We start from the raw sequence: 22,931 nt of genomic DNA, 5'->3' as shown, positions 1-22,931 counted from the left end.
CCTCTCGGACTATCGGGCGCGTCTCGCAATCGAGTAAGGAGCGGCGCAGTGATTCAGGAAAAATACGGGAATGCAGAGCTGTCGTCATGGGAACCGGTTCGCGTGACAGTGCCTTCCTTTTTAGTGAGCGATGATGAGGTGCTTGCAGAAATGGAGCGCATCGCATCGCGCCATGGGGCAAACGAGGCAATCGACTCGCATCCCATCAAAGCAGATGACCTTGTTTGCTTCAAGATTATCACGCGCGAGGGGGCGAAGGTATTTCCGGGTTTCACCCATGACGATGTTGATGTCCAGCTGGGCGTTGGGTCCCTTCCAAATGAATTGGAGACGGCTCTTTTAGGTCATGTGCCCGGAGATACGGTTGAGGTCGATTTCATCTATGAGGATAATTCGCAGGTGGCGACCAGGAAAGAGACTCCCTCGGACGGCGGATGCGGGGTGGCCGATACCGGCGAGCCGATGGAGATCCCCCTGCACAGCGTTGTTGAGATACGCTCAATCAAGCGTCATGTGATTCCCGACATAACCGATGAGTGGGTCAAAGAGAAGATAGCTCTTTCTGACTCGGTGGAAGACTTTCGGGATAGGACCGCTCGAAAACTGTTTCTGGAGAGGCAGCGAAGATATGCCAACGAGATTGAGCATGAAGTCATGCGCGTCTTGGGGGAGAGGTTGGTAGGTGAGCCGGATTCCGCCGCGATTACCGGTGTTGAGAAGCAGATGCTGAGGGAGTTCGATCGTTTTCTCGATCAGTTTGAGCTTGATCGTCCGGCGTATTTGGCGATTCAGGGGATGGACGATGCGACATTTTTCGAGCAAATCGCTCGAGATGCACGAGAGCGAGTTCGCCAGGATGTTGCACTTGCGGCTTGGGCGACCCATTTTGGAATCAGCTTGACCGACGAGGATATTGATTTCATGTTCGGCGAGCCAACTCCCGAGAAAACTTATGCTGCAAGAGTGGAAGCAGAGCAGTCTGGTCAGATCGACGCATTCAAGGACTTGGCCTTAAGGGCAAAAGTTGCCGAGAACCTTACTCGATCGGCGGTCTTTGTCGGGGAAGACGGCGCAGTCGACCACGAGTTCAAGCGGGCGGTGGATGAGAAGTATCGTAAGCTGCAAATGGTAAGGCGGCACGCCACAGCTGCTCCTATGACGACGCCTCCCATGATAAACGCAAGTGAGTCGCGCAGACCTTGAAAGCGCGTGCGCTCTGAGGCGCGACCTTAAACCGAGTAGACAGGGCCGGGGAACTCCGGCCCTGTTGATTTGTGGGGTTGATTTGGTTCGGGTCGTTATCTCGGCGGATTCAGGCTCGTACTCCAGGTACGACGCCCCCGCGCAGAGTCTATATTCGCACTTTTTACCCTATATCGTGGGCGCGTTAGATTCCATAAGGTGAGGGCGCGGCGGAAAAGGGTTTCCGCTATAAAAATCGAGGCGTATGGAAAGAAGAAAAGGAAGGTGTGAAATGGACAAGCAGTTCGAGCATGAATGGCAAACGCCGCAAGCCGACGGGTCCACAATTTTCCGGACTTGTGCTTGGTCTCCTCCGGGCGATCATCCTGTAGGTTGCGGTGTTGAGCTGCATGTAAAGGATGGGAAGCTGATTCATGTCGAGGGCGATGAGACGCATCCCATCACGCAAGGACGTCTCTGCCCGAGATGTTTGGCGCTCAAGGACTATACCTACGATCCCAAGCGCATCATTTATCCCATGAAACGCGACCCGGAAAAGCGCGGTCAGGCGGATGCGTGGGAGCAGATTACCTGGGATGAAGCCTTCGCGATTATTGAAGAGAAGGTTGGGGACATCGAGAAGAAGTATGGCCGCGAGGCAATTCTCGTGTTCGGTGGTACGGGCCGTGAGGCGTGTATGTTCTATTATCCGCTGGCTTTCTCTTCCCTTAACACGCCGAACCTTTGCTATGCGCAGTCTGGATGGGCGTGCTATGGCCCTCGCGCCTCGGTAGCCGACTACATCCTGGGCGCCGGGTATCCCGAGCTTGACACGGGCTACTTCCCGGATCGTATGGACGATCCTCGCTATAAGCTGACCGAGGTGGCCGTCTGCTGGGGCAAGATGCCTTTGTGGTCCAACGGCGACGGTTTCTTTGGCCATTCGCTTATCGACATGATGAAGCGTGGCACGAAAATCATCTGCATCGATCCGCGCGTTACGTGGCTTGGTTCTCGCAAGGGCAACATGACGCTGCAGCTGAAGCCCGGCACGGATGCCGCCTTGGCCATGGGCATCTTGAACGTCATCATCAATGAGGATCTCTACGATCACGACTTCGTCGGGAATTGGTGCTACGGTTTCGAAGAGTTGGCCGAGCGCGTTAACGAGTATCCTCTTGAGCTCGTCGAGAAAATTACTTGGGTTCCTGCCGAGGATATTCGTACGGCGGCACGCATGATGGCGAAGGCCAATCCCATGTGCATCCTGTGGGGTCTGGCCATCGACCAGAATAAGAACGGCGTTCAGGCTGGTCACGCCATCCTATCCATCCAGGCTATCACGGGCAACATTGATGTTCCCGGCGGCCTGACGGTGGGCGACCCATCTGTGCGCTTGGGCCGCTGGGTCACCGACTCTCGTATGTATTTGTCCGATGAGCTCTGGGCGAAGCGAATCGGCGTCGACAAATGGCCTGCCTTTGCGGCTACGATGGCCTCCACTCATCCTGACGAGACACTGGAAACGCTGGAGACGGGTCAGCCTTACGAGGTGAAGATGGCCTGGATTAATTCCTCGAACTTCCTTTCCGCAACATGCGCCGACCAGAATCAGCGTTGGTACAAGGCTCTGCTGCCCATGGAGTACACGATTGCCTCTGACTTGTACATGAACCCCACCATTGAGGGCTTGGCGGACCTGTTCTTGCCCATGAGCACCTTTGCCGAGCATGATGGTTTCGTCATTCCCTACTACATGTCCAACAATGTTTGGCTGGGGTGCATGGCGAAGGCGTTCAGCGTGGGCGATACCAAGTCTGATCTCGAGATTTGTTGGGAAGTGGGCCGTCGAGTCACACCGCATTCCAACTGGCCGAAGTACAACAACACCGACGAGTGGCTCAACGAGCAGCTCGAAGGCGAACCGCTGCTGCCCTTCACGTGGGACGAGTTCAAAGAGATGGGCATGTACTTCCCGCCGATGACCTACAAGAAGTACGAGAAGGGCATGCTGCGTAACGACGGTCAGCCCGGCTTTAATACGGTGACAGGTAAGTTCGAGCTTTATTCGGTGCTGTATGACGCTTGGGGCGAAGATCCGATGCCCTATTATGAAGAGCCGACCTACACCCAGGTTTCGAAGTCCGAGTTGGCTGAGGAATATCCGCTCATGGCGACATCGGGTGCTCGCGTCTCGGCGTTCTTCCACTCCGAGCATCGCCAGATTGCGAAGCTTCGCGCCCTCAATCCCGATCCGCTGGTAGAGATCAATCCGGTTACGGCCCAGAAGTACGGCATCGAAGATGGCGATTGGGTGCAGGTTTACAACATGTTCGGCCAGGGCAATTGGCGCGCGGTTGTGACTCCCACCATCGACGAGCGCACCATTCACTGTCAGCACGGATGGTGGTTCCCCGAGGACGAGGGTAGCGCGCCGAATCTATACGGCGTATTCAAGGCCAATTTCAATCTTCTCGTCCCCCACTTCAATGTCGGTAACTTGGGATTCGGCTGTCCTGCCAAGGGCATCATGGCCAATATCCGCAAAGTCGAGAGCATCGAAGATCGTAACGAGCAGAATTATAAGCAGATTCCGCCTGTGCTGGTCGACAGCCACGGCTGGATCAAATAAGAGGAGGTGCGAACATGGCAGACTACAGCAATTACGGTCTTCTCGTTGACTACAAGTACTGCGATAACTGCGGAGCCTGCGTCGTGGCGTGCCAGGAGTACCACGACCTCGAGGCCGATCAATTTGGCATCAAGGTGTTCGAAAAGGGTCCCTGGAAGAAAGACAATCCGACGCTAGATGATGGCTGGGATTGGGACTATGTGCCCGTGCCGACGGGACGTTGCGACCTGTGCGCCGCTCGCCTGGACGAGGGTAAAAAGCCTATGTGCGTGAAGCACTGCCTCACATTCTGCATGCAAGTTGGGCCGCTTGACGAACTTGCCGAAAAGGCGGCCGAACTTGGCGAGAAGGTGGCTATCTACAAGCCAATGTAATGTTCCCGCGCGGCAGGTGTCTCGCGCCTGTCGCGCGCTTCGACTGCGGAGGAGATGTCTTATGGACCGCGAAACAATCTTCAACATGTCCGATCAGGAGCGCATCGATTACATCAATGGACGCCTTGCTGACGGTGAGTCCTACGAGGCGATTCTCGAGAGCATCGGTATCGAGAAAAAAGAGGCAGGTCAATCTGCCCCCTATGGACTGGGCCTTATCAAGATTGGCAATGAAGTGCGCCTGAAGCCTGGTCGCGGCGATAACGGATTTGCCTGGTAAACAGGAGACGATGAGCTAAAAGGGCGTTTGCCTGTCGGCGGCGCCCTTACGGAAGGATTCCCTATGTGCTTTAGACCAGCTGAAGCGGACACTATTCCCATCTGTCCGCATTGCGGCCAACAGGTACCTATCGTTGGCGGAGTTAAACTAAAGAAATGCCCGCATTGCAAAGGCGATATGGGAGATGCACCCGAGTCCGCTAAACCGAGCGCTCCCGTGCCGCCCGGCGCCCCGTCGGCTCCAGGCGCTCCCAAGCCGCCGAGTGCTCCCAAGCCGCCGAGTGCCTAAGCCCTCTAGCAGCATTGCTATTGCCCCCGAGCTCTCATGTCGCTTGGGGGCTTTTGTATTGCGGAACCAGCCTGGAAGCGCACGGGGAGGGTAACGGAGGCGTGACAGCGTCCATGAAATCTATGCGAACATCTGTTCAATTATCGGGCAGCGTGCTAGACTGAATCCCTTATCGCGAACCTAGTGAGAAAGGGACGTGCGTGTCCACTCATCTTTCCAATATCGAGGGCATGGTCATGGAGGGGGAGTTGCCCGAGGTGCGTCTGGCCAACACCCCGCTCAAAGTCGTTTCGCCCTTCGAGCCGTCGGGCGACCAGCCCGAGGCCATCGCCGCGCTGGCGAAGGGCGTGGAAGAGGGCCTGCGCTACCAGACGCTTCTGGGCGTCACGGGCTCGGGCAAAACCTTCACCATGGCGAAGACCATCGAGGCGGTGCAGAAGCCGACGCTCGTCATGGCGCCGAACAAGACGCTCGCCGCCCAGCTGGCCGCCGAGTTGAAGGAGTTCTTCCCCGACAACGCCGTGGTGTACTTCGTCAGCTACTACGACTACTACCAGCCCGAGGCCTACGTGCCCGCCTCCGACACCTTCATCGAGAAGGACGCCTCCATCAACGAGGAGGTGGAGAAGCTGCGCCACGCGGCCACGAGCGCGCTTCTGTCCCGCCGCGACGTGATCGTGGTGGCGTCGGTCAGCTGCATCTACGGCATCGGCAGCCCCATGGACTACGCCGGCATGGCGGTGTTCGTGGACAGGCAGAAGGAGATGGACCGCGATGCGGTCATCCACGAGCTCATCGACATCCAGTACGACCGCAACGACTACGAGCAGAAGCGCGGCACCTTCCGCGTGCGGGGCGATGCGCTCGATGTGTTCCCGCCTTACGCCGACCATCCCATCCGCATCGAGTTCTGGGGCGATGAGATAGAATCGATCGATGAGATCGACCAGGTCACGGGCGAGGTGCTGAACTCCTACGAGGCGCTGCCCATCTGGCCGGCTTCCCACTACGTCACGGCGCGCCCCAAGATGGACAAGGCGCTTACCACCATCCAGGACGAGCTGCGCGAGCGCCTCGCGCAGTTCAAGGAAGAGGGGAAGCTCCTGGAGGCCCAGCGCCTGGAGATGCGCGTGAACTACGACTTGGAAATGCTGGAGACCATGGGTTTCTGCTCCGGCATCGAGAACTACTCGCGGCATTTGGACGGGCGCGAGCCGGGCGAGCCGCCCTACACCCTCATCGACTATTTTCCGAAGGATTTCCTCTGCATCATCGACGAATCCCATGTCACGGTGCCGCAGATTCGCGGCATGCACGAGGGCGACCGCTCCCGCAAGATCACCCTGGCCGAGCACGGCTTCCGCCTGCCTAGCTGCCTGGACAACCGCCCCTTGCGCTTCGACGAGTTCGAGGAGCGCATCCCGCAGTTCATCTATGTGTCGGCCACGCCCGGCGACTACGAGGAGAAGGTGAGCCAGGCGAAGATCGACCAGGTCATCCGCCCCACGGGCCTCTTGGACCCGGAGATTGTGGTGCGCACGAGCAAAAGCCAGATCGACGACATTATCGACGAGGCGAAGGAGCGCGCGGCCCGCGACGAGCGCGTGCTCATCACCACGCTCACGAAGAAGATGGCCGAGGACTTGACCGATCATCTGCTCGACCAGGGCGTGAAGGCGCGCTACATGCACTCGGACATCGCCACCCTGGAGCGCACCGAGATCCTGCGCGATCTGCGCCGCGGCGAGTTCGACGTGCTCGTGGGCATCAACCTTCTGCGCGAGGGGCTGGACTTGCCCGAGGTGTCGCTCGTAGCTATCCTGGACGCCGACAAGGAGGGCTTTTTGCGCAACCACCGCTCGCTCATCCAGACCATCGGGCGTGCGGCCCGCAACGTGTCGGGCGAGGTCATCATGTACGCCGACCGCATCACGGACTCCATGCGCCGGGCCATCGACGAGACGCGCCGGCGCCGCGACATCCAGATGGCCTACAACGAAAAGCACGGCATTGAGCCCCAGACCATCCGCAAGGCCATCAGCGACATCATGGGATTTATCACCGAGGACGTGGAGGGCACCACGGCCGAGCAGGTGAACAAGGAGCTCGCGGAGCTGTCGCGCGAGGAGGTGCTGCGCCTCATCTCGTCCATGGAGGACGATATGGCGGCCGCATCCCGCGACATGGACTTCGAGGAGGCGGCCCGCCTGCGCGACCAGGTGGTGAAGCTGAAGAGCACCGTGGAGGACAAGTCCGAGGACGACGTGCTGAAGGATTTGAAGAAGAGCGCCCGCAAGGGGAGCGCCTACGGCAACCGCAAGCACGCCGCCTACGGGAGCAGCCGCAGCAGCTAGGGCGCCGCGCGTCCATGCTCGGCTTTTGTGGAACTGCTATGGATTGGGAACTTTACGGAAATGTAAGCCGCCGCACGGTGGGTCTATGGGTTATTCGGCGTATAATCGCCGAATAACCCATAGACCACACGATGCATGCCTGAAGGATAGAAGCGATGCCCGACCAGCCCGCCTCCCAGGGTTCGAACAACCCTCGCAACAACCCGCGACAGCACAAGAAGCCCACTCGCCGCTCTGCCGCATCTGCGGCGTCGTCTCCGGCCTCTGCGCCGCGCGCGGCGGCACCGTCGCAGCAGCCGGCGGGCGCGCAACCGTCGGGCCGCGACGCGGCTTCCCGCGAAGCCGAGGCCCGCGCCGCCTACGAGGGCTACGTGTCGGCCACCAACCGGCCTTATCCGGGTTCGGCGGCCGCGAGCCACGACGCGCCGGCGATGGCTCCTCAGCAGGCTTATCCCCAGGGGCGTCAGGCTCCGCCCCAGCCTCAACCTCAGTCGCAGCCCCAGCGCGGGTACGCGGGCTATGCGGCCCAAGTGCCGCCTCGCGTGATGCCCGCGACTCCCTCCGACGGCAAGATGGCCCCCTATGCTGACATGGGGCGCTACAAGAAGAGGGGCAAGAAGAAGGCGAGTGTCATTTCCGTCATCGCCGCCCTGGTCATCCTGGCCGCCATCGGCGCAGGCGTGTATCTGTATCTGAACCCGCTGCAGTTCAACGTCACCGTGAACGGCATGACGCGCACGGTCGACAGGGGAACCACGCTCGGCGACATAATCGCCGAGGGCGTGGTGTCGCCGACTCCCGGCAACTTGGTGGCCGTCGATGGCGAGGTGCTCGAGGAGGGCGGCGGCACGGCCTTTACCGGCACGCTCAACGGCGACGAGGTGACCGACCAGGCCACCGAGCTGCACAAGGGCGACTCGGTGCAGATGGACAACGGCGTCGATGTCACCGAGGACTACGACGCGGAAACGGTGGAGACCGAGCCGGGCCAGGTGGAGCTGGGCGAGGGTGCCATTCACGTGTACGTTCCCGGCGAGACGGCGCAGATTGAGAAGCGCACGGGCAAGGTGTCGGGCAAGACCGTGGAAGAGACCGTCAGAGAGGGCTCCGACAACATCTACCTGAGGTACAACGCCAACACCAACGGAGAAAAGGTCATCGCGCTCACCTTCGATGACGGTCCGTGGCCCACCACCCACGAGCTGCTTGATGTGCTGAAGGAGAACGGGGCGGTTGCCACGTTCTTCACCATCGGCGAGCAGATTTCCGACAAGACCGATTACATGCAGACGATTCAGCGCATGGCCGCCGAGGGCCACCAAATCGGCACGCACTCCTACGATCACGCGGCCACCGGCGGCGGCAACGGCGTCGACATGACGCGCCAGAGCCCCGAGAAGCAGATCGAGGAAGTGCAGATGGGCCAGCAGGCCATCGCTGAGGCCACGGGCAAAGAGGCCTCCAAGGCGTTCCGCTCTCCTGGTGGCAACTTCCACGATGAGATTATCTGGAACCTGCAGCCCTATATCACCAGCGAAATCGGCTGGAACGTGGACACCGAGGATTGGCGGACGCCGGGCGCCGACGCTATTGCCCAGCGCATCCTTTCGGCCAAGTCCGGCGATATCGTGCTCATGCACGACGGCGGCGGCGACCGCAGCCAGACCATCGAGGCGCTGGAGATTGCCCTGCCGAAGCTGAAGGCCGAGGGATTCAAGTTCGTAACCATCGACCAGCTTCTGGCCTACGACGACGCCAAGGCCCTCGCCCAAGACCTCGCTGCCCAGCAGGCCAGCGAGTAAGGATTGCTTCTAGCCCAAAAGCTCGCGGGCGTGGGCGAGGGAGGTCTCGGTGGTGGTGCCGGAGAGCAGGCGGGCCACCTCGGCCACGCGCGCCTCGCCCTCGAGGGGAGAAAGTAGCGTTTCCGGCGCGTCGTCGCCCGTTTTCGTGACGGCGTAGTGGGCATCGGCGAGCACGGCCACCTGGGCAAGGTGCGTGATGGTGATGACCTGGTGGCTTTCCGCCAGCTCGGCGAGCACGGCGGCCAGGGCGTTGGCGGTGCTTCCGCCCACGCCGGCATCCACTTCGTCGAAGATGAGCGTCTCGGTGCCGTCCTTGGCCCCCAAGGCCACCTTCACGGCCAGCATGACGCGGCTGATCTCGCCGCCCGAGGCGATGCGGGCGAGCGGGCGGGGCTGCATGGAGGCGCCGGGCTTGAATGCGAAGGCTACCGATGCGCTGCCCTGGGCGCTCCAGGATGCGCGGGGTAGGGGGCTTACGGTGCACACCACCGAGGCGGTTCCCATCTCCAGGCGGCCAAGCACCTCGTTCACGGCGGCGGCGAGGCGCGGCGACGCCTCCTCTCGAGCCTCGTTGTAGGCGCGGGCCGCGCTGCCCAGGGCCTCTTCGGCCTGGGCCAGCGCCGCCTCGGCTCGGGCGATGCGGTCGTCGGCGTCATTTACCAGCCCGACCAGCGCCGCCGCCTCGTCCCAGCGCTCGAAGACGGCCTCCATGGTGGGGCCGAAGCTGCGCATGAGGCCCGTGAGCGCTCCCATGCGCTCTTGCGCGGCGGCCAGTGATTCGCCGTCGAAATCGATGGAGTCGCAGTAGCCTGCCATGTCGCGGGCGACATCTTCCACCACAAAGCAGGTTTCCCTGAGCGAGGTGGCAAAGGGGGCCAGGCCCTCGTCGGCCCGGGCCGCCTCGTCGATGAGCGAGATGGCGGCATTCAGGGCGTCGAGCGCCCCTCCGTCTCCCGAGAGCGCGTCTGCGGCTCCGTGGGAGTTGCGGGCGAGCACCTCGGCGTGCTCGGCTCGGGCCAGCCAGTCGTGCAGCTCCTCGTACTCTCCGCCCTGGGGGTTTACGGCCTCGATTTGCTGCAGGATGAAACGAGCTTCTTCCAGCTGCACGTTGGAGGCGCTCGCTTGGGCGCGCAGCGCTTCCAACGCCTCGCCCGCCGTGCGGGCCTCCTCAAGCGCCCGGCGGTACTCGGAGGCGACGCCCGCGTCAAGGTCGGCCCACGCGTCAAGGATGCGACCGTGCTCGGCCGGCTTGAGCAGGGCCTGGTACTCGTGCTGGCCGCAGAGCTCCACCAGCGGCCCGACCGCGCGCGCAAGCTCGGACACGCTGGCCATGGCCCCGTTGATGGTGGCCCGGCTGCGTCCGTCGGCGCTCACCTTGCGCACGACGACGAGCTCGTCGGCTTCAGGGTCGGCAGGGAACAGGCGGCCCCGAACCTCGGCACCCTTGGCCCCCTCGCGCACCGTGGAGCTGTCGGCGCGCTCGCCGATGAGCAGCTTCACGGCGCTCACGAGAGCCGTCTTGCCGGCGCCGGTCTCGCCGGTGAGCACGGTAAGACCGCGCGAGGGCGCCAGGGACGCCTCGCGGATGAGGGCCACGTCCCTCACTTGTATTTCGTCGATCATAAGGCGACCTCGCTAGAACTCGATGACGTCGAACACGACGCCCTGCTCGGTCTCGAGCGCGGAGAACAGCGCATCGGGCGTCACGCGGCGCACGGCTCGGGACACGGCGATCTCTCCGCCGCTGGTGACGATGAAGTCGGCCTGCAGCTTGCGGGCGCAGGCCTCGGTGATGGCGGCGTCGTAGGGGAGGGCCTCATGTTCCAAGGCGAAGCGCACATCGGGGCCGTCGACCGAGCACACCGACAGGAAGGCCATGGCCGAGCGCAGCGCCGAGCGGGCATCGTGGTCGGAAAGCACTCCCTCGAGGCGCGAGCGCACATCGGCGAAGGCGTCGGCGGTGACCCAGAGCTCTGCGGCGCCGGCCAGTTCCATGGCGTTGAGCTTGACCCAGGCCGCGGCGGTGCTCTCGCGCTCGCCGATGAAGTCGAGCAGGATGTCGCTATCGATTAAAAGCCGCATGGCTCTTCTCCTTCCTTCAGCACCTGGCGCGCATTCTGGGCCTCCCAGAAGGAGGCGGGCACCGGGCGCGTGGCGTGACGCAAGCGGAAGCGCAGCTCGTTGGCCTGGGCATCGGTCAGCGTGATGTGCAAAGGCGTATCGCCGCGCTGGGCATCGGGAAGCTCGCCGGTGGCGAGCACGTAATCGTAGGCGGCGTTCACCAGCTCGGTGGGCGATGAGCCGATGGAGCGCAGCTTCGCGTTCACTTGATCTCGTATCTCCAGAGGGACTCGGGCCGTAACCATGGCATGCATCGCTGCTCCTTTCCTCGTTTTCCGCAGTATAGCGTCAATCCTGAGGAGTTGCAAGAATAATACGAACAAATATTTGCAATATGACGAAATCGTGCTCTGCTTTCAACGCAGGAGAGCATCGGGCTCGTGTCTTTTTCGGCAAGATGCTTGCCTCGTCTGGTTGGTTTAGGGAAGATAGGTCGGTGCAGCCTGCCTGCGGCGCCTTCGCGCCCCGGGAGGCGCGCTGCGGCGTATTGGGCAAACGGAAGGGAAGCCTTGGCATATCTAGCGCTTGAGGGAAGGAAGGTGGCGGCTGCCGCGCTGGCGCTGCTGCTCACGTTGTCCCTTGTGGGCTTCACGCCCTCGGCGGCCTTGGCCGATCCGGCCGACGATGCCCAGGCGGCCGTGGATGCCGCCCAGGCCACGTTGAACGAGGCCGAATCCCGCATGAGCCAGATCAACAGCGAGTACGAAGAGCTTTCGGCTCAGGTAACCGAGCTCCAGGCGAAAATAGACGAGACGGCCGCTTCGGCCATGGAGGCCCAGCAGGCGGTGCTCGAGGGCCGCGAGGCCCTGGGCCAGGTGGCCGTGGGCGAGTACCGAGACGGCAGTTCCATGAGCCTGCTCGGGCTCATTCTCGACTCCAAAAGCTTCGACGATCTGCTGCGCAATATGGAGTACGTCACTCAAATCATGTCCTACCAGGCCGACGAGGTGGCCGAGCAGAAGGAGCGCAAGCGCGCCTTCGATGAGGTGTCCGCCGAGTTGAATGCCCAGAAAAACCAACAGGAGCAGGCGCTTTCCGCCCAAGAGGAAAAGCGCGCCGAGGCCGAGGCGGTCGTGGCCCAGGCCACCGAGCAGCTTCAGGGCGCCAAGGAGGAGCAGGCCGCGCGCTTGGCCGAGCTGGCCGCCCAGGCCGAGGCCTTGCGCAAGCAGAAGGAAGAGGAGGCCGCCGCCGCTGCCGAGGCGGTCCAGGAGAGTCCCGATGCGAACACGACCGATCGCGATCCGGTGGTCTCCGACGACGAGCCCGTCTCCGATGGCGGGTCATCGGGCGATTCGGGCAGTTCGGGCGGATCAGGTTCCGACAGCTCCGACTCGAGCAGCTCTTCGTCCGAAGGGTGGCTGAGCGGCGTGGCTTCGGCCTACGGCGGCAGCACCGACCCGAGCACGCCGAATCCGGGCACGACATCCACCGGTGCGGTCTGCGACGACAACTCCATGGGCGTGGCCGTGCCGAAGTCCCTTCCCAACTACCGCAGCTACTTCGGTCGCACCGTCGAGATCGTCTACGGCGGTCAGACGGTGTACGCCACGGTGAACGACTGCGGCTCCATGGGCGGCGGCTCCCGAGTGCTCGATTTGCAGCCCGGCGTCTGGAAGGCCTTCGGGTTCTCCAGTTGCCGCGATTGGGGCCTGCGCACGGTAAAGTACCGCTTCCTGTAGTTTTCTCCGGCCGCGCTTTCGAATTTGCGCTATACTTCTGCGTTACATGCGATGACGAAGACAGCAGGCGCGCGTCACGGTCACCAGAGAACGGCTTCACCGGCTGAAAGAGCCCGGCCCTCTGAGCGAGCCCTATTCCCTTCCGAGCAGCATTCCTGAACGCGAACGCGCACGCGAGGCGTCCAGTAGGGAATGCCGGGTGCTCCCGTCACAGAGCGCAACGAGCGGGCATGTCCGCCGCGGTTCAACGCGCCGCGCCGGCCATCGCCAACCGAGGTGGTACCGCGAGAGTCTTCTCCCGTCCTTGGATTCCTGAACGCCTTCGGGCCGACAGGCAGGACGGAAGAAGGCTCTTTTTGTTTGCACTGAGAAGAAAGGCGAAACCTATGGCAATCGCAGAGGAGCTCGCGGCGCTGCGCGAGCGCACCTTGGCCGAGATCGCCGCGGCCGATACGTCGGCGGCCCTTGAGGCTGTGCGCGTGGCCGTGCTCGGCAAGTCCGGCACGCTGACCGGCTACCTGAGGTCGATGGGCTCGGTGCCTCCCGAGGAGCGCGCGACCGTGGGCAAGACGGTGAACGCTGCCCGCGTGGAGGTGGAAGAGGCCCTGGCGGCCCGCAAGGCGGCCCTCGATGCCGCCGAGCTCGAGGCGGCCATCGACGCGGCGGCGGTGGACGTGACGCTGCCCGGCCGCGCCCAGCAGATGGGCACGCGCCACCTCATCAACGGCATTATCGACGAGGTGTCCGACATCTTTATGGGGCTCGGCTACAAGGTGGTGGAAGGCTCCGAGATCGAGACCGACTACTACAACTTCACGGCCTTAAACGCGCCGGCCGACCACCCGAGCCGCTCTATGCAGGACACCTTCTACGTGCGCGACCTGTCCGGCGACACCTCCCGGGTGCGCGGCGAGTCCGACGTGCTTCTGCGCACCCAGACCTCCGGCGTGCAGGTGCATGTCATGGAGGACTGGGATCTGCCCATCTACATGATCGCGCCGGGCAAGGTGTACCGCCGCGATGTGGCCGACCCGTCGCATCTGCCCCAGTTCCATCAGATCGAGGGCCTCGTCATCGACCGCGGCATCACCTTCGGCGACCTGAAGGGCACGCTGGATTACATGTGCAAGCAGATTTTCGGCCCGGAGCGCAAGACGCGCTTCCGCGCCCACTACTTCCCGTTCACCGAGCCTTCGGCTGAGGCCGATGTGAGCTGCGGCATCTGCCACGGCGAGGGCTGCCGCATGTGCAAGGGCACCGGCTGGATCGAGGTTTTGGGCTGCGGCATGGTGGATCCCAACGTGCTCTCCATGAGCGGCATCGACCCGGAGGAGTACTCGGGCTTCGCCTTCGGCATGGGGGTGGAGCGCATCGCCTGCCTGAAGTACGACGTGCCTGATTTGCGCATGCTGCTGGAAGGCGACATGCGCTTCCTGAGGCAGTTTTAAGTCTGGTTGTGGCTCTTCGGGGTCGAGTCGCAGGGTAGCGCTCAGTCGCTCAGACAGTCCTCGCTCGGCGAAAATGTCCACTGGACATTTTCGTTCGCTGCGGAACTCGCTTGGTGAGCACCACCCTGCGCCTCTCTGCACCCCGTCGCTCTAGTGGCTCATCGACTTCCCGCGAAAACATGACGGGAAGCGCTTTAGAGAAAGATAGGACAGATGAAAGTATCATTGAAGTGGCTTTCGGCCTATACGGAGGTTCCCTCCGATTTGAAGGCGTTCTGCGATCGGCTTGACTTGACGGGCACGGGCGTGGAAGGCGTGGAGAAGACGGGCGATCATTTCGACCGCATCGTCGTGGGGCACGTGCTTACCTGCGAGCCGCATCCCGATTCCGACCATATGCACGTGGTGACGGTGGATGCGGGCGAGGCCGATCCGGTGCAGATCGTCTGCGGGGCGCCGAACATCGCCGCCGACATCAAGGTGCCCGTGGCGCTGGTGGGCGCCGAGCTGCCCGGCGATTTCAAGATCAAGAAGTCGAAGCTGCGCGGGGTGGCCAGCTGCGGCATGTGCTGCTCGAAGCGCGAGCTGGGTCTTGGCCAGGACCATTCCGGCATCTGGGTGCTGCCCGATGACGCGCCGGTGGGTCAGTCCATGGCCGATTACCTGGGCGCGGGTGATACGGTGCTCGATTTGGAGATCACCCCGAATCGTCCCGACTGCCTGTCCATGGTGGGCATGGCCCGCGAAGTGGGCGCCATGTACCAGCAACCCGTCGCCTATCCGCTGGCCGCCGATGTGGAGAAGCTTGCCGGAGCGACCGCGGGCGAGGACGTGGCCGACGCGGTGACCGTGGAAGTGCCCGATGCCGCGCGCTGCCCGCGCTATACCGCCCGCGTCATCGACAACGTGAAGGTGGGCCCGAGCCCCGAGTGGCTCGCCGAGCGCGTGACGGCGGCGGGCGGGCGTCCCATCAACAACGTGGTGGACGTGACCAACTACATTCTGTACCTCTATGGCCAGCCGCTGCACGCCTTCGACTTCGCCAAGGTGGCCGCCGATGACGGGCGCGCCCACATCATCGTGCGCGCCGCCGCCGCAGGCGAGCACCTGATGACGCTGGATGGCGAGGATCGCGAGCTGACCGAGGACATGACCGTCATCGCCACGCCAAAGCGCGCGGTGGCCCTTGCCGGCGTCATGGGCGGCGAGAACAGCGAGGTTACCGAAGAAACCACCTGCGTGCTTTTGGAGTCGGCCGCCTTCGAGCGCGGCCGCACCTCCCGCACGAGCCGCAACTTGGGGCTCATCTCCGAGTCCTCTATGCGCTATGAGCGCGGCGTGGACGACAATCTGTGCGAAGTGGTGTCGCAGGCCGCCGCGGCGCTTCTGGCCGAGGTGTCCGGCGGCACCGTGCGCCCGGGCGTGGTGGATGTGTACGGCCAGCCCACCGAGCAGATCGAGCTCTTCTTCCGCATCCCGCGCTTTGTGGGCATGATGGGCGCTGAGATTCCCGACGATTTCATCCGCGACATCCTCGTGCGTCTCGGCTGCGCTGTGGAGACCACCGACGACCCGGCCGTGCTGCGGGTGCTGCCGCCCACCTTCCGTCCCGACCTGGAGCGCGAGATCGACCTGTACGAGGAAGTGCTGCGCCTGTGGGGCATGGACCGCATTCCCTCCACGCTGCCCGGCGGCCGCGAGCGCGTGGGTTCCCGCACGCCCGAGCAGCTCACCGTGCGCCTTGTGAACGACGCCCTGCGCGCTTCGGGCTTGAACGAGACGATGACCTACTCATTCGCCGAGCCGGGCGACATCGAGCGTCTGCGCCTGCCTGCCGAGGGGCTGGGCGTGGCCGTGGAGCTGCTGAACCCGTTGAATGCCGAGCAGTCGGTCATGCGCCAGTCCATCGTGCCGGGCCTTCTGCGCTCGGTGGCCTACAATCAGAGCCGCGGCGTGAAGAACATCCAGCTCTACGAGATCGGCACGGTGTTCTTCGCGGCCGAGGGGCGCAAGAAGGCCAAGGAGCGCAAGAAGCTCGCCGCTGTGATGGCCGGCGCTCTGCGCGAGGCGGCGTGGAACGCGCCGGCGGTGCCCTTCGACTTCTTCGACGCCAAGGGCGTGCTGGAGAACTTGGCCCGCGAGCTGGCGCTGCCCAAGGTGCGCTTCCGGGCGCTTTCGGCCGAGGAGGCCCCGCATCTGCAGCCGGGCCGCGCTGCCGAGATGATGGCCAACGGCGCCGTCATCGGCTGGGTAGGGGAGATTCACCCGCTTGTAGCCGACGCCTTCGGCGCCGAGCCGCCCGTGGTGGCCTTCGAGCTTGATGTGAGCGCGCTCGTGAAGCATGCACAGCCGGCGCGCCCCTACGTGGACGTGCCCACCTTCCCGGCCGTGACCATGGACCAGGCCTTTGTGGTGGGCGAGGATGTGACCCACGAGAAGATGGTGCAGGTGATGACCTCGGCCGGCGGCAAGCTTCTGGAATCCGTGGCGCTGTTCGACGTGTACCGCGACGCGGAGCGCGTGGGCGCGGGCAAGAAGTCCATGGCCTACAGCCTCATCTGGCGCGCCCCCGACCGCACGCTCACGAGCGAGGAAGTGGAGAAGGCCCACGCCAAGCTCGTTGCCAAGGTGGAAAAGGCGACGGGCGCTGAAGTTCGCGGGTAGTGAGTCTTCCGGGGCGGAACCGCGGGGCGCTCTGATTCGCTCAGACAGTCCTCGCTCTGCAGAACAGGACATTTAGTCATGTTCTGGTCGCTTAAGGAACTCGCTTGGTCAGAACGCCCCGCGGCCCCGCTTGGCCTAGGCGTGCTTGAGACGGGCTTTTCGTGGAAGGCGTTGAGGGGGCACGGGTGCCTTCGGTACAATAACTCGCTAATGACCTGACATCGGGCGGCGTGCGTGCCGCCCGTCTCAATCAAGGAGAAACGATATGTGCGGAATCGTTGGCTACACCGGTGAGGCGAGCGCTACCCCCATTCTCGTAGAGGGGCTCACGCGCATGGAGTACCGCGGCTACGACTCGGCCGGCGTGGCGGTGGAGCAGGACGGCGGCATTCAGGTGGTCACGCGCAAGGGCAAGGTGGCCGAGCTGGCCCACACCCTGGGCCACTTCGAAATGACCGGCACCTGCGGCATCGGCCATACCCGCTGGGCCACCCACGGCAAGCCGAGCGAGGCCAACGCCCATCCGCATACCTCCTGCGCCGGCGACATCGCCGTGGTGCACAACGGCATCATCGAGAACTTCGCCGAGCTGCGCGAGGAGCTCATCGCCCGCGGCCATGCGTTCAAGAGCGAGACCGACACTGAGGTCGTGGCCCATCTGGTGGAGGAGATCTTCCACCGCATGCTCGCCGACGGCTCGGGCGATTTGCGCGCCGCTGTGGCCGAGGCCGCAAGTCAGCTCGTGGGCGCCTACGGCCTGGCGGTCATGGCCGAGCAGGAGCCGGGCACCATCATCGCCTGCCGCAAGGACTCGCCCATCGTGGTGGGCCGCGGCATCGGCGGCAGCTACGTGGCCTCCGACATCATCGCCATGATTGACGCCACCCGCGATGTGGTGGTGCTCGCCGATGGCCAGATGGCCCGCCTGCGACCCGACGCCATCGAGTACTTCGATACGTCCGGCAACCCCATCGATCCCGAGATCACCCATGTGGATTGGGACATCGACGTGGCGGAGAAGGGCGGCTACCCCGATTTCATGCTGAAGGAGATCCACGAGCAGCCCCGCGTCATCCGCGACACCCTGGCCGGGCGCCTGTCCGGCGGCTCGCTCGTCATCGATGAGCTGGACATGTCCGCCGAGGAACTCAACCTCGTCGACCGCGTCTACATCATTGCATGCGGCACCTCCTACCATGCGGGACTTATCGCCAAGAACCTCATCGAGAGCTGGGCGCGTATTCCCTGCGAGGTGGAAGTGGCCAGCGAGTTCCGCTACCGCAATCCCATCATCACGCCGACCACGCTCGTGGTGGCCGTCTCCCAGTCCGGCGAGACCGCCGACACGCTCGCGGCCATTCGCGATGCCCGTGTGAAGGGCGCGAAGGTGTTCGGCATCACGAACGTGGTGGGAAGCCCCGTGGCCCGCGAGTCCGATGGTGTCATCTACACCAAGGCCAACAAGGAAATCGCCGTGGCCTCCACGAAGAGCTTCCTCGGCCAGGTGGTGTCCCTCACGCTTTTGGCCATGCTGCTCGGCCAGTCCCAAGGCGAGCTCACCGGCGGCCAGATCAAGCTTCTGTTCAGCGAGCTGGCCGATACCGCCGAGCAGGTGGAGCGCATCCTCGCCGAGTGCGACGATGCGGTAGACGAGGCCGCCTGTGCCATGGTGGACGCCGCCTCTGCGCTGTTCATCGGGCGCGGCATGGGCGCTGCCACCAGCTACGAGGGCGCGCTGAAGATGAAGGAGATCAGCTACTTGCACGCCGAGGCCTATGCCGCCGGCGAGATGAAGCACGGTCCCATCGCGCTCATCGACGAGGGCTTCCCCGTGGTGGCCATCGCCACCAACAGCGCGGTGTACGACAAGGTGGTGTCGAATTTGCAGGAGTCCCGCGCCCGCGGCGCCTGCATCATCGCCGTGGCCACCGAGGGCGACGAGGATATAAAGAAGCACGCCGACCATGTCATCTATGTGCCGAAGGTGCGCGATGCGTTCTCGCCCATCACGGCCAGCGTGCCGCTGCAGCTGCTCTCCCGCGCCGTGGCCGTCAAGCGCGGCTGCGATGTGGATCAGCCTCGCAACCTGGCGAAATCGGTCACCGTCGAGTAACCCCGAAACCCCGGCGCCGTCATCGCATCCGATGCGGCGCCTTTGCTTGTTCGCTCACTGAAAGGAAAGGCGCGCCTGTGGCCCGTTCCAAGAAATCCCAGGCCATCGTGGATGGCGCTTTGTCCATGGCCGTGCCCGAGGAGACCGTCGGGCTGGGCGTGGACATCGTGGAAATCGTGCGGATGGCCAAGATCATCAAGCGCTCGCCGGCCTTCGTGGAGAAGGTGTACTCTGCCGCCGAGCGCGCCTACTGCGACGACCATGCCCATCCCGAGGTGCACTACGCCACGCGCTTCGCCGCCAAGGAGGCGGTGCTGAAGGCCCTGGGCACCGGCTTTTCCGAGGGCATTGGCTGGCTTGATGTGGAAGTGCGACGCACGAGCAAGGGCCGCCCCTATGCGGTGCTCACCGGACGCGCCCGCGAGGTGGCCCGCGAGCAGGGCGTGCGCGAGATTCCCATCTCGCTTTCCTACACGCACACCGATGCCGTGGCCTGCGCCATGGCCATTACCGACGAGTCCGTGGCCGCCACTGAGCGCCGCCGCGACCCCACAGAAGAGCTCACCCGTCAGTTCAAGGAAGCCCGCGCCATGCTCGACGATCTGCCGAGCGCACAGTCAGCCGGCGCGGACCCAGAACCCCAGCAATTGAAGATTGACGACGTAACTGCTTAGAGCGCGAAGCGCGATACGCTATTGAGAGAGTTCGGCGACGACGCGCTCGAGGACGTGGATGTCGATGGGCTTGGCCACATGGGCGTTCATGCCGGCCTCTAGGGCCTGGCGCTCGTCTTCGGCGAAGGCGTTGGCGGTCATGGCGATGATGGGGATGCTGCGCGCGTCGTCGCGGTCAAGCGCGCGGATGGCCCGCGCCGCGTCGTGGCCGTTCATCACGGGCATCTGCACGTCCATGAAAATCATGTCGAAGGTGCCTGGCGCGCTTTCCGCGAACTTCGCCACGGCCTGCTCGCCGTTGGCGGCCACCTCGCAGGTGGCGTTGTGGATGTTCAGAATAGCGCCGATGATCTCGGCGTTCAGGTCGTTGTCCTCGGCCACGAGGAAGTGCTTGCCGGCCAGCGCCTCGGGGTCTACCTCAGCCGCGCCGCCTTCGGCCCCGGCTGTCTCGGCGCTCGGGGCGCCGCCCTTCGCCGCGTCCGTGCTCTTCGCGCTTTCGGCCCCCGATGCCGGCGGGAAGTCCAGGTCCACGATGAAGGTGCTTCCCTGGCCCAGCTCGCTTTCCACTGAAATGGTGCCGCCCATAAGGTCGATGAGGTTCTTCGTGATGGCCATGCCCAGTCCCGTGCCCTGGATCTTGTTCGTGAGGCTCGATTCCTCGCGGGTGAACGAGTCGAAGATGGTGGCCAGGTAGTCCGCCGACATGCCGATGCCGTTGTCGCGCACGATGATGCGCAGGTGCTGCAGCTTGCCGCGGTGCTTGGCCGAGCCGTCCACGCGCAGCAAGATGCTGCCGCGCTCGGGCGTGTACTTCATGGCGTTGGAGAGCAGGTTCATGAGAATCTGGCGCAGGCGCCCCTCGTCGCCGATGAGGCGATCGTGGTCGATGCCCTCCATCTCCACGGTGAATTCCTGCTCTTTGGCGTCGGTCTGCTGTCGCATCATGGCCTCGACGGCCTCCACGGTGCTCGACAGCGCGAAGGGCTCGGTGGCCAGGGTCGTCTTGCCCGACTCGATTTTCGACATGTCCAGCACGTCGTTGATAAGCCCGAGCAGATGCTGGCCGGAAGTGGCGATCTTGCGGTTGTAGTCGCGGACGAGCTCGGGGTTGTCGGCCTCGCGCTCGATGAGGGTGGAAAAGCCCAGGATGGCGTTCATGGGCGTGCGGATGTCGTGGCTCATGGACGAGAGGAACTGGCTCTTGGCGCGGTTGGCGTCCTCGGCGGCCACGGCGGCGCGCTCGAGGCGGGCGCGGGTCTCGTGGTCGGCGGTGGCGTCGGTGAGCGAGAAGATGGTCTTCTCGCGCTCGGCGAGCATCACGGGCCGGGCCGTCATGCGCAGCCACTGGGGGCGGCCGAGGGCCGGGTTGTCCGCTTCGAATTCCCAGCAGAGCTGCTCGTCGGCATCTCCCGAGTGCACGATGGCCGCCACTTTGGCGTAGGCCTCGTTGGGGGACAGCTCGTCGTGCACGAAGAACGCGCGGGCGGGAATGCCCAAGATGTCCTGGGTGTTTTCGAAGACCGCCTCCACGAGGCGCTCCTTGCGGTCGACGATGAAGATGGCGGTGTCGATGTTGGCGCCGATGGCCGAGTACACGCTTTGGATGTACTGCTCGTAGCGGTGCTCGCGCCGGCGGCGGTACACCATGAGCGCCACCATGGCCGCCGCGGCCAGCGCTACGGCCACGGCGAGCACGGCCACCATCTGGTTGGTGATGCCCACGATCTGCGCGCCGTCGGATTCCACCACCGAGAGGGGCAGCATGGTCACGAGCGACCAGCCGCTTTTGGCCTCGATGGGGGTGTAGAAGACGAACTGGTCGGCGCCGTCCAGGTTCATGACGAGGCTGCCCGACTCGTTGGAGGCGATGCCCGCGAGCAGCTCGGCGGCCTTGTTGTCTGCGGCGGTGGGGGCGCCGGCGCTGGCTGTCGCGCCGCCGTCGGTCGTGTCGTCGCCGGTGCTTTGAGAGGCGCCGGCGCCGCTTTCGCCTGCGATGCCTTTTCCGTCTGCGCCCGCCGCTTCGCCCGAAAGCAGTGATTCCAAGCTGCCCTGGACGGCCTCGCTCGTTCCGCGGTTGGCGTCCAGCACGATGGTGCCCGCGGCGTTCACCACGAAGGTGGCGCCGGCGTCGGTGTAGGTGGTGCCGTAGGAGTTCTGCAGCTCGTCGGTGGGGTAGGAGACGTAGACGGCGCCGAGCACCTGGCTCGCGTCGACGGCGGGCGCGTGGTCGCCGGCATTGGTGAGCACGGGCTCTTCCACGATGGGAGCGTAGAACATGATGCGGCGCTCGCCGTTGTGGCCCAGATACATCTGGGTGGAGCCGGTCTCGCCGGCAAGCGCCGGACCGAACAGCTCGTCTTCCAAGGCCGGGTCATACAAGTCGGTGCTGTCCGAGGAGCACCACACCGAGCCGTCGGTGCCGCGAATCCAGGCTGCGGCGGCGTCGTGGGTGGAGATGAAGTCGCGCACCTGATCGCGGGCCTCGGCGGAGCTCGAATGGGCGATGTAGTGGGCCAGGCTGTGCACGGCGTTCTGGTCGGCGGTGAGGCATTCGTCCAGGTAGCGCGCGCGGGCCGTGGAAAGCTCCATGACCGAGGTCGTGGTGGTGTTGCGCACGAGCGATTGAATTTGCCCGAGGTAGAACAGGTTCGTCGTGATGGCGACGGCAGCGAAGATGGCCACAATGACGAGCCCGATGGCCATAATCTTGCGGCTGTCCACTTTGACGGCGTGCACGGTCTCCCTTTCGGCTCGTCGCCGCGCTCACAGGCGTGTGCGGCATTCAGTAAAGTGCCAGTATAAGGCCAAAAACCCTCTTTCCCGCCGAGATTGTCCCATTAACTGCCGCTTGCCGCCTCTCATTGCTTCTCGCTGCCGCCCCACAGTCACTTTCGCCTCCCCCGCACTCGCCTCCCGCTTCCTCCGCACTTGCTTTCACTTCCCGTTTCCCTCGCGCTCGCTCTCGCTTCCCGCTTCCTCCGCTTCCCCCGCGCTCATTTTCTCCTCCCGCTTCTCCCTCGCATTAACCTATGCAAAAGTGCATTCTTCTCCCTTCAATCCATGCACAACTGCTCTCAACTCCGCTCTTTATGGGAGATGGCCATACAAAAGTATGGATAAGTGCGTGCGGATGCTTCGGGGCTTGGGGCCTGGGGCTGGGGGTTGGGGTCGGTGCTTGGGGTTGGGATGGCGCTTAGGGTTGGGGCGCTGGACCGGGTGGTGCTGGACCGGGGGGCGCTGGGCCGGGTGGTGCTGGACCGGGTGGTGTTGGACTAGGGAGTGGTGGATCAGGGGGGTGCTGGACCGAGTAGTGCTGGATC

At 63.8% G+C, this 22,931-nt stretch carries 15 protein-coding genes; 11 read left to right on the top strand and 4 right to left on the bottom strand.

The features are described from left to right. Positions 1–48: 48 nt before the first annotated feature. The 6 genes from VJ923_RS09795 (at position 49) to VJ923_RS09770 (ending at position 8,912) form a co-directional block, all read left to right on the top strand. Positions 49–1,203: a trigger factor gene (locus VJ923_RS09795; RefSeq protein WP_326440991.1), complete on the top strand. Its 1,155-nt coding sequence runs from the start codon at positions 49–51 to the stop codon at positions 1,201–1,203. Between the two features lie 244 nt (positions 1,204–1,447). After that, a complete protein-coding gene (locus VJ923_RS09790; protein ID WP_326440989.1) occupies positions 1,448–3,814 on the top strand; it encodes a molybdopterin-dependent oxidoreductase in 2,367 nt (788 codons plus the stop codon). A 14-nt stretch (positions 3,815–3,828) separates the two neighbouring features. After that, positions 3,829–4,188, top strand: a complete 360-nt coding sequence (locus VJ923_RS09785) for an oxidoreductase (protein ID WP_326440987.1) — start codon at positions 3,829–3,831, stop codon at positions 4,186–4,188. Positions 4,189–4,249: 61 nt separating this feature from the next. Further along, entirely contained in the window at positions 4,250–4,468 is a 219-nt protein-coding gene (locus tag VJ923_RS09780) for a hypothetical protein (RefSeq protein ID WP_326440985.1), read from the top strand. Positions 4,469–4,986: 518 nt separating this feature from the next. Beyond that, positions 4,987–7,110, top strand: coding sequence for an excinuclease ABC subunit UvrB (gene uvrB / locus VJ923_RS09775; RefSeq protein WP_326441041.1), 2,124 nt, complete (start codon positions 4,987–4,989; stop codon positions 7,108–7,110). A 155-nt stretch (positions 7,111–7,265) separates the two neighbouring features. After that, complete coding sequence (locus tag VJ923_RS09770; RefSeq protein WP_326440983.1) at positions 7,266–8,912, top strand: polysaccharide deacetylase family protein; 1,647 nt, start codon at positions 7,266–7,268, stop codon at positions 8,910–8,912. A gap of 9 nt (positions 8,913–8,921) precedes the next feature. Here VJ923_RS09770 and VJ923_RS09765 read toward each other — a convergent pair whose 3' ends face one another. Genes VJ923_RS09765 through VJ923_RS09755 form a run of 3 tightly spaced genes read right to left on the bottom strand, consistent with a single transcriptional unit; the run spans position 8,922 to position 11,287 of the window. Next, entirely contained in the window at positions 8,922–10,535 is a 1,614-nt protein-coding gene (locus VJ923_RS09765; protein ID WP_326440981.1) for a DNA repair protein RecN, read from the bottom strand. Positions 10,536–10,547: 12 nt separating this feature from the next. Further along, positions 10,548–10,994 carry a PIN domain-containing protein gene (locus VJ923_RS09760; RefSeq protein WP_326440979.1) on the bottom strand — a complete coding sequence of 149 codons (447 nt, stop codon included), beginning with the start codon at positions 10,992–10,994 and terminating at the stop codon, positions 10,548–10,550. Continuing rightward, the gene (locus tag VJ923_RS09755) at positions 10,982–11,287 is read right to left on the bottom strand and encodes a hypothetical protein (protein ID WP_326440977.1); all 306 of its coding nucleotides are present in this window, start codon (positions 11,285–11,287) and stop codon (positions 10,982–10,984) included. Before VJ923_RS09755 ends, VJ923_RS09760 begins: the two co-directional genes overlap by 13 nt. 255 nt (positions 11,288–11,542) lie before the next feature. On the opposite strand from VJ923_RS09755, the gene VJ923_RS09750 reads away from it, so the two are divergent. The 5 genes from VJ923_RS09750 to acpS all read left to right on the top strand — a co-directional run bounded on the left by VJ923_RS09750 (position 11,543) and on the right by acpS (position 19,611). Further along, on the top strand, positions 11,543–12,712 hold the full coding sequence (locus VJ923_RS09750; RefSeq protein WP_326440975.1) for a coiled-coil domain-containing protein: 1,170 nt from the start codon (positions 11,543–11,545) through the stop codon (positions 12,710–12,712). A gap of 386 nt (positions 12,713–13,098) precedes the next feature. After that, positions 13,099–14,160: a phenylalanine--tRNA ligase subunit alpha gene (gene pheS, locus VJ923_RS09745; protein ID WP_326440972.1), complete on the top strand. Its 1,062-nt coding sequence runs from the start codon at positions 13,099–13,101 to the stop codon at positions 14,158–14,160. Between the two features lie 213 nt (positions 14,161–14,373). Continuing rightward, complete coding sequence (pheT, locus tag VJ923_RS09740) at positions 14,374–16,824, top strand: phenylalanine--tRNA ligase subunit beta (RefSeq protein ID WP_326440970.1); 2,451 nt, start codon at positions 14,374–14,376, stop codon at positions 16,822–16,824. A gap of 265 nt (positions 16,825–17,089) precedes the next feature. Then, entirely contained in the window at positions 17,090–18,937 is a 1,848-nt protein-coding gene (gene glmS / locus VJ923_RS09735) for a glutamine--fructose-6-phosphate transaminase (isomerizing) (RefSeq protein ID WP_326440968.1), read from the top strand. A 77-nt stretch (positions 18,938–19,014) separates the two neighbouring features. Then, complete coding sequence (gene acpS / locus VJ923_RS09730) at positions 19,015–19,611, top strand: holo-ACP synthase (RefSeq protein ID WP_326440966.1); 597 nt, start codon at positions 19,015–19,017, stop codon at positions 19,609–19,611. Positions 19,612–19,629: 18 nt separating this feature from the next. On the opposite strand, the gene VJ923_RS09725 is transcribed toward acpS, so the two are convergent. Further along, a complete protein-coding gene (locus VJ923_RS09725) occupies positions 19,630–22,347 on the bottom strand; it encodes an ATP-binding protein (RefSeq protein ID WP_326440964.1) in 2,718 nt (905 codons plus the stop codon). Between the last annotated feature and the right edge of the window lie 584 nt (positions 22,348–22,931).

This window comes from Adlercreutzia shanghongiae, assembly GCF_035830635.1.
Classification (GTDB): Bacteria; Actinomycetota; Coriobacteriia; order Coriobacteriales; family Eggerthellaceae; genus Adlercreutzia; species Adlercreutzia shanghongiae.
This window is presented reverse-complemented; position numbering and strand designations above follow the sequence as displayed.

Coding starts and splice junctions, on each gene's coding strand:
- VJ923_RS09790 (WP_326440989.1), top strand. CDS start 1,448: ATGGAAAGAAGAAAAGGAAGGTGTGAAATGGACAAGCAGTTCGAGCAT.
- VJ923_RS09785 (WP_326440987.1), top strand. CDS start 3,829: ATGGCAGACTACAGCAATTACGGTCTTCTCGTTGACTACAAGTACTGC.
- VJ923_RS09780 (WP_326440985.1), top strand. CDS start 4,250: ATGGACCGCGAAACAATCTTCAACATGTCCGATCAGGAGCGCATCGAT.
- uvrB (WP_326441041.1), top strand. CDS start 4,987: ATGGTCATGGAGGGGGAGTTGCCCGAGGTGCGTCTGGCCAACACCCCG.
- VJ923_RS09770 (WP_326440983.1), top strand. CDS start 7,266: ATGCCCGACCAGCCCGCCTCCCAGGGTTCGAACAACCCTCGCAACAAC.
- VJ923_RS09765 (WP_326440981.1), bottom strand. CDS start 10,535: ATGATCGACGAAATACAAGTGAGGGACGTGGCCCTCATCCGCGAGGCG.
- VJ923_RS09760 (WP_326440979.1), bottom strand. CDS start 10,994: ATGCGGCTTTTAATCGATAGCGACATCCTGCTCGACTTCATCGGCGAG.
- VJ923_RS09755 (WP_326440977.1), bottom strand. CDS start 11,287: ATGCATGCCATGGTTACGGCCCGAGTCCCTCTGGAGATACGAGATCAA.
- pheS (WP_326440972.1), top strand. CDS start 13,099: ATGGCAATCGCAGAGGAGCTCGCGGCGCTGCGCGAGCGCACCTTGGCC.
- pheT (WP_326440970.1), top strand. CDS start 14,374: ATGAAAGTATCATTGAAGTGGCTTTCGGCCTATACGGAGGTTCCCTCC.
- glmS (WP_326440968.1), top strand. CDS start 17,090: ATGTGCGGAATCGTTGGCTACACCGGTGAGGCGAGCGCTACCCCCATT.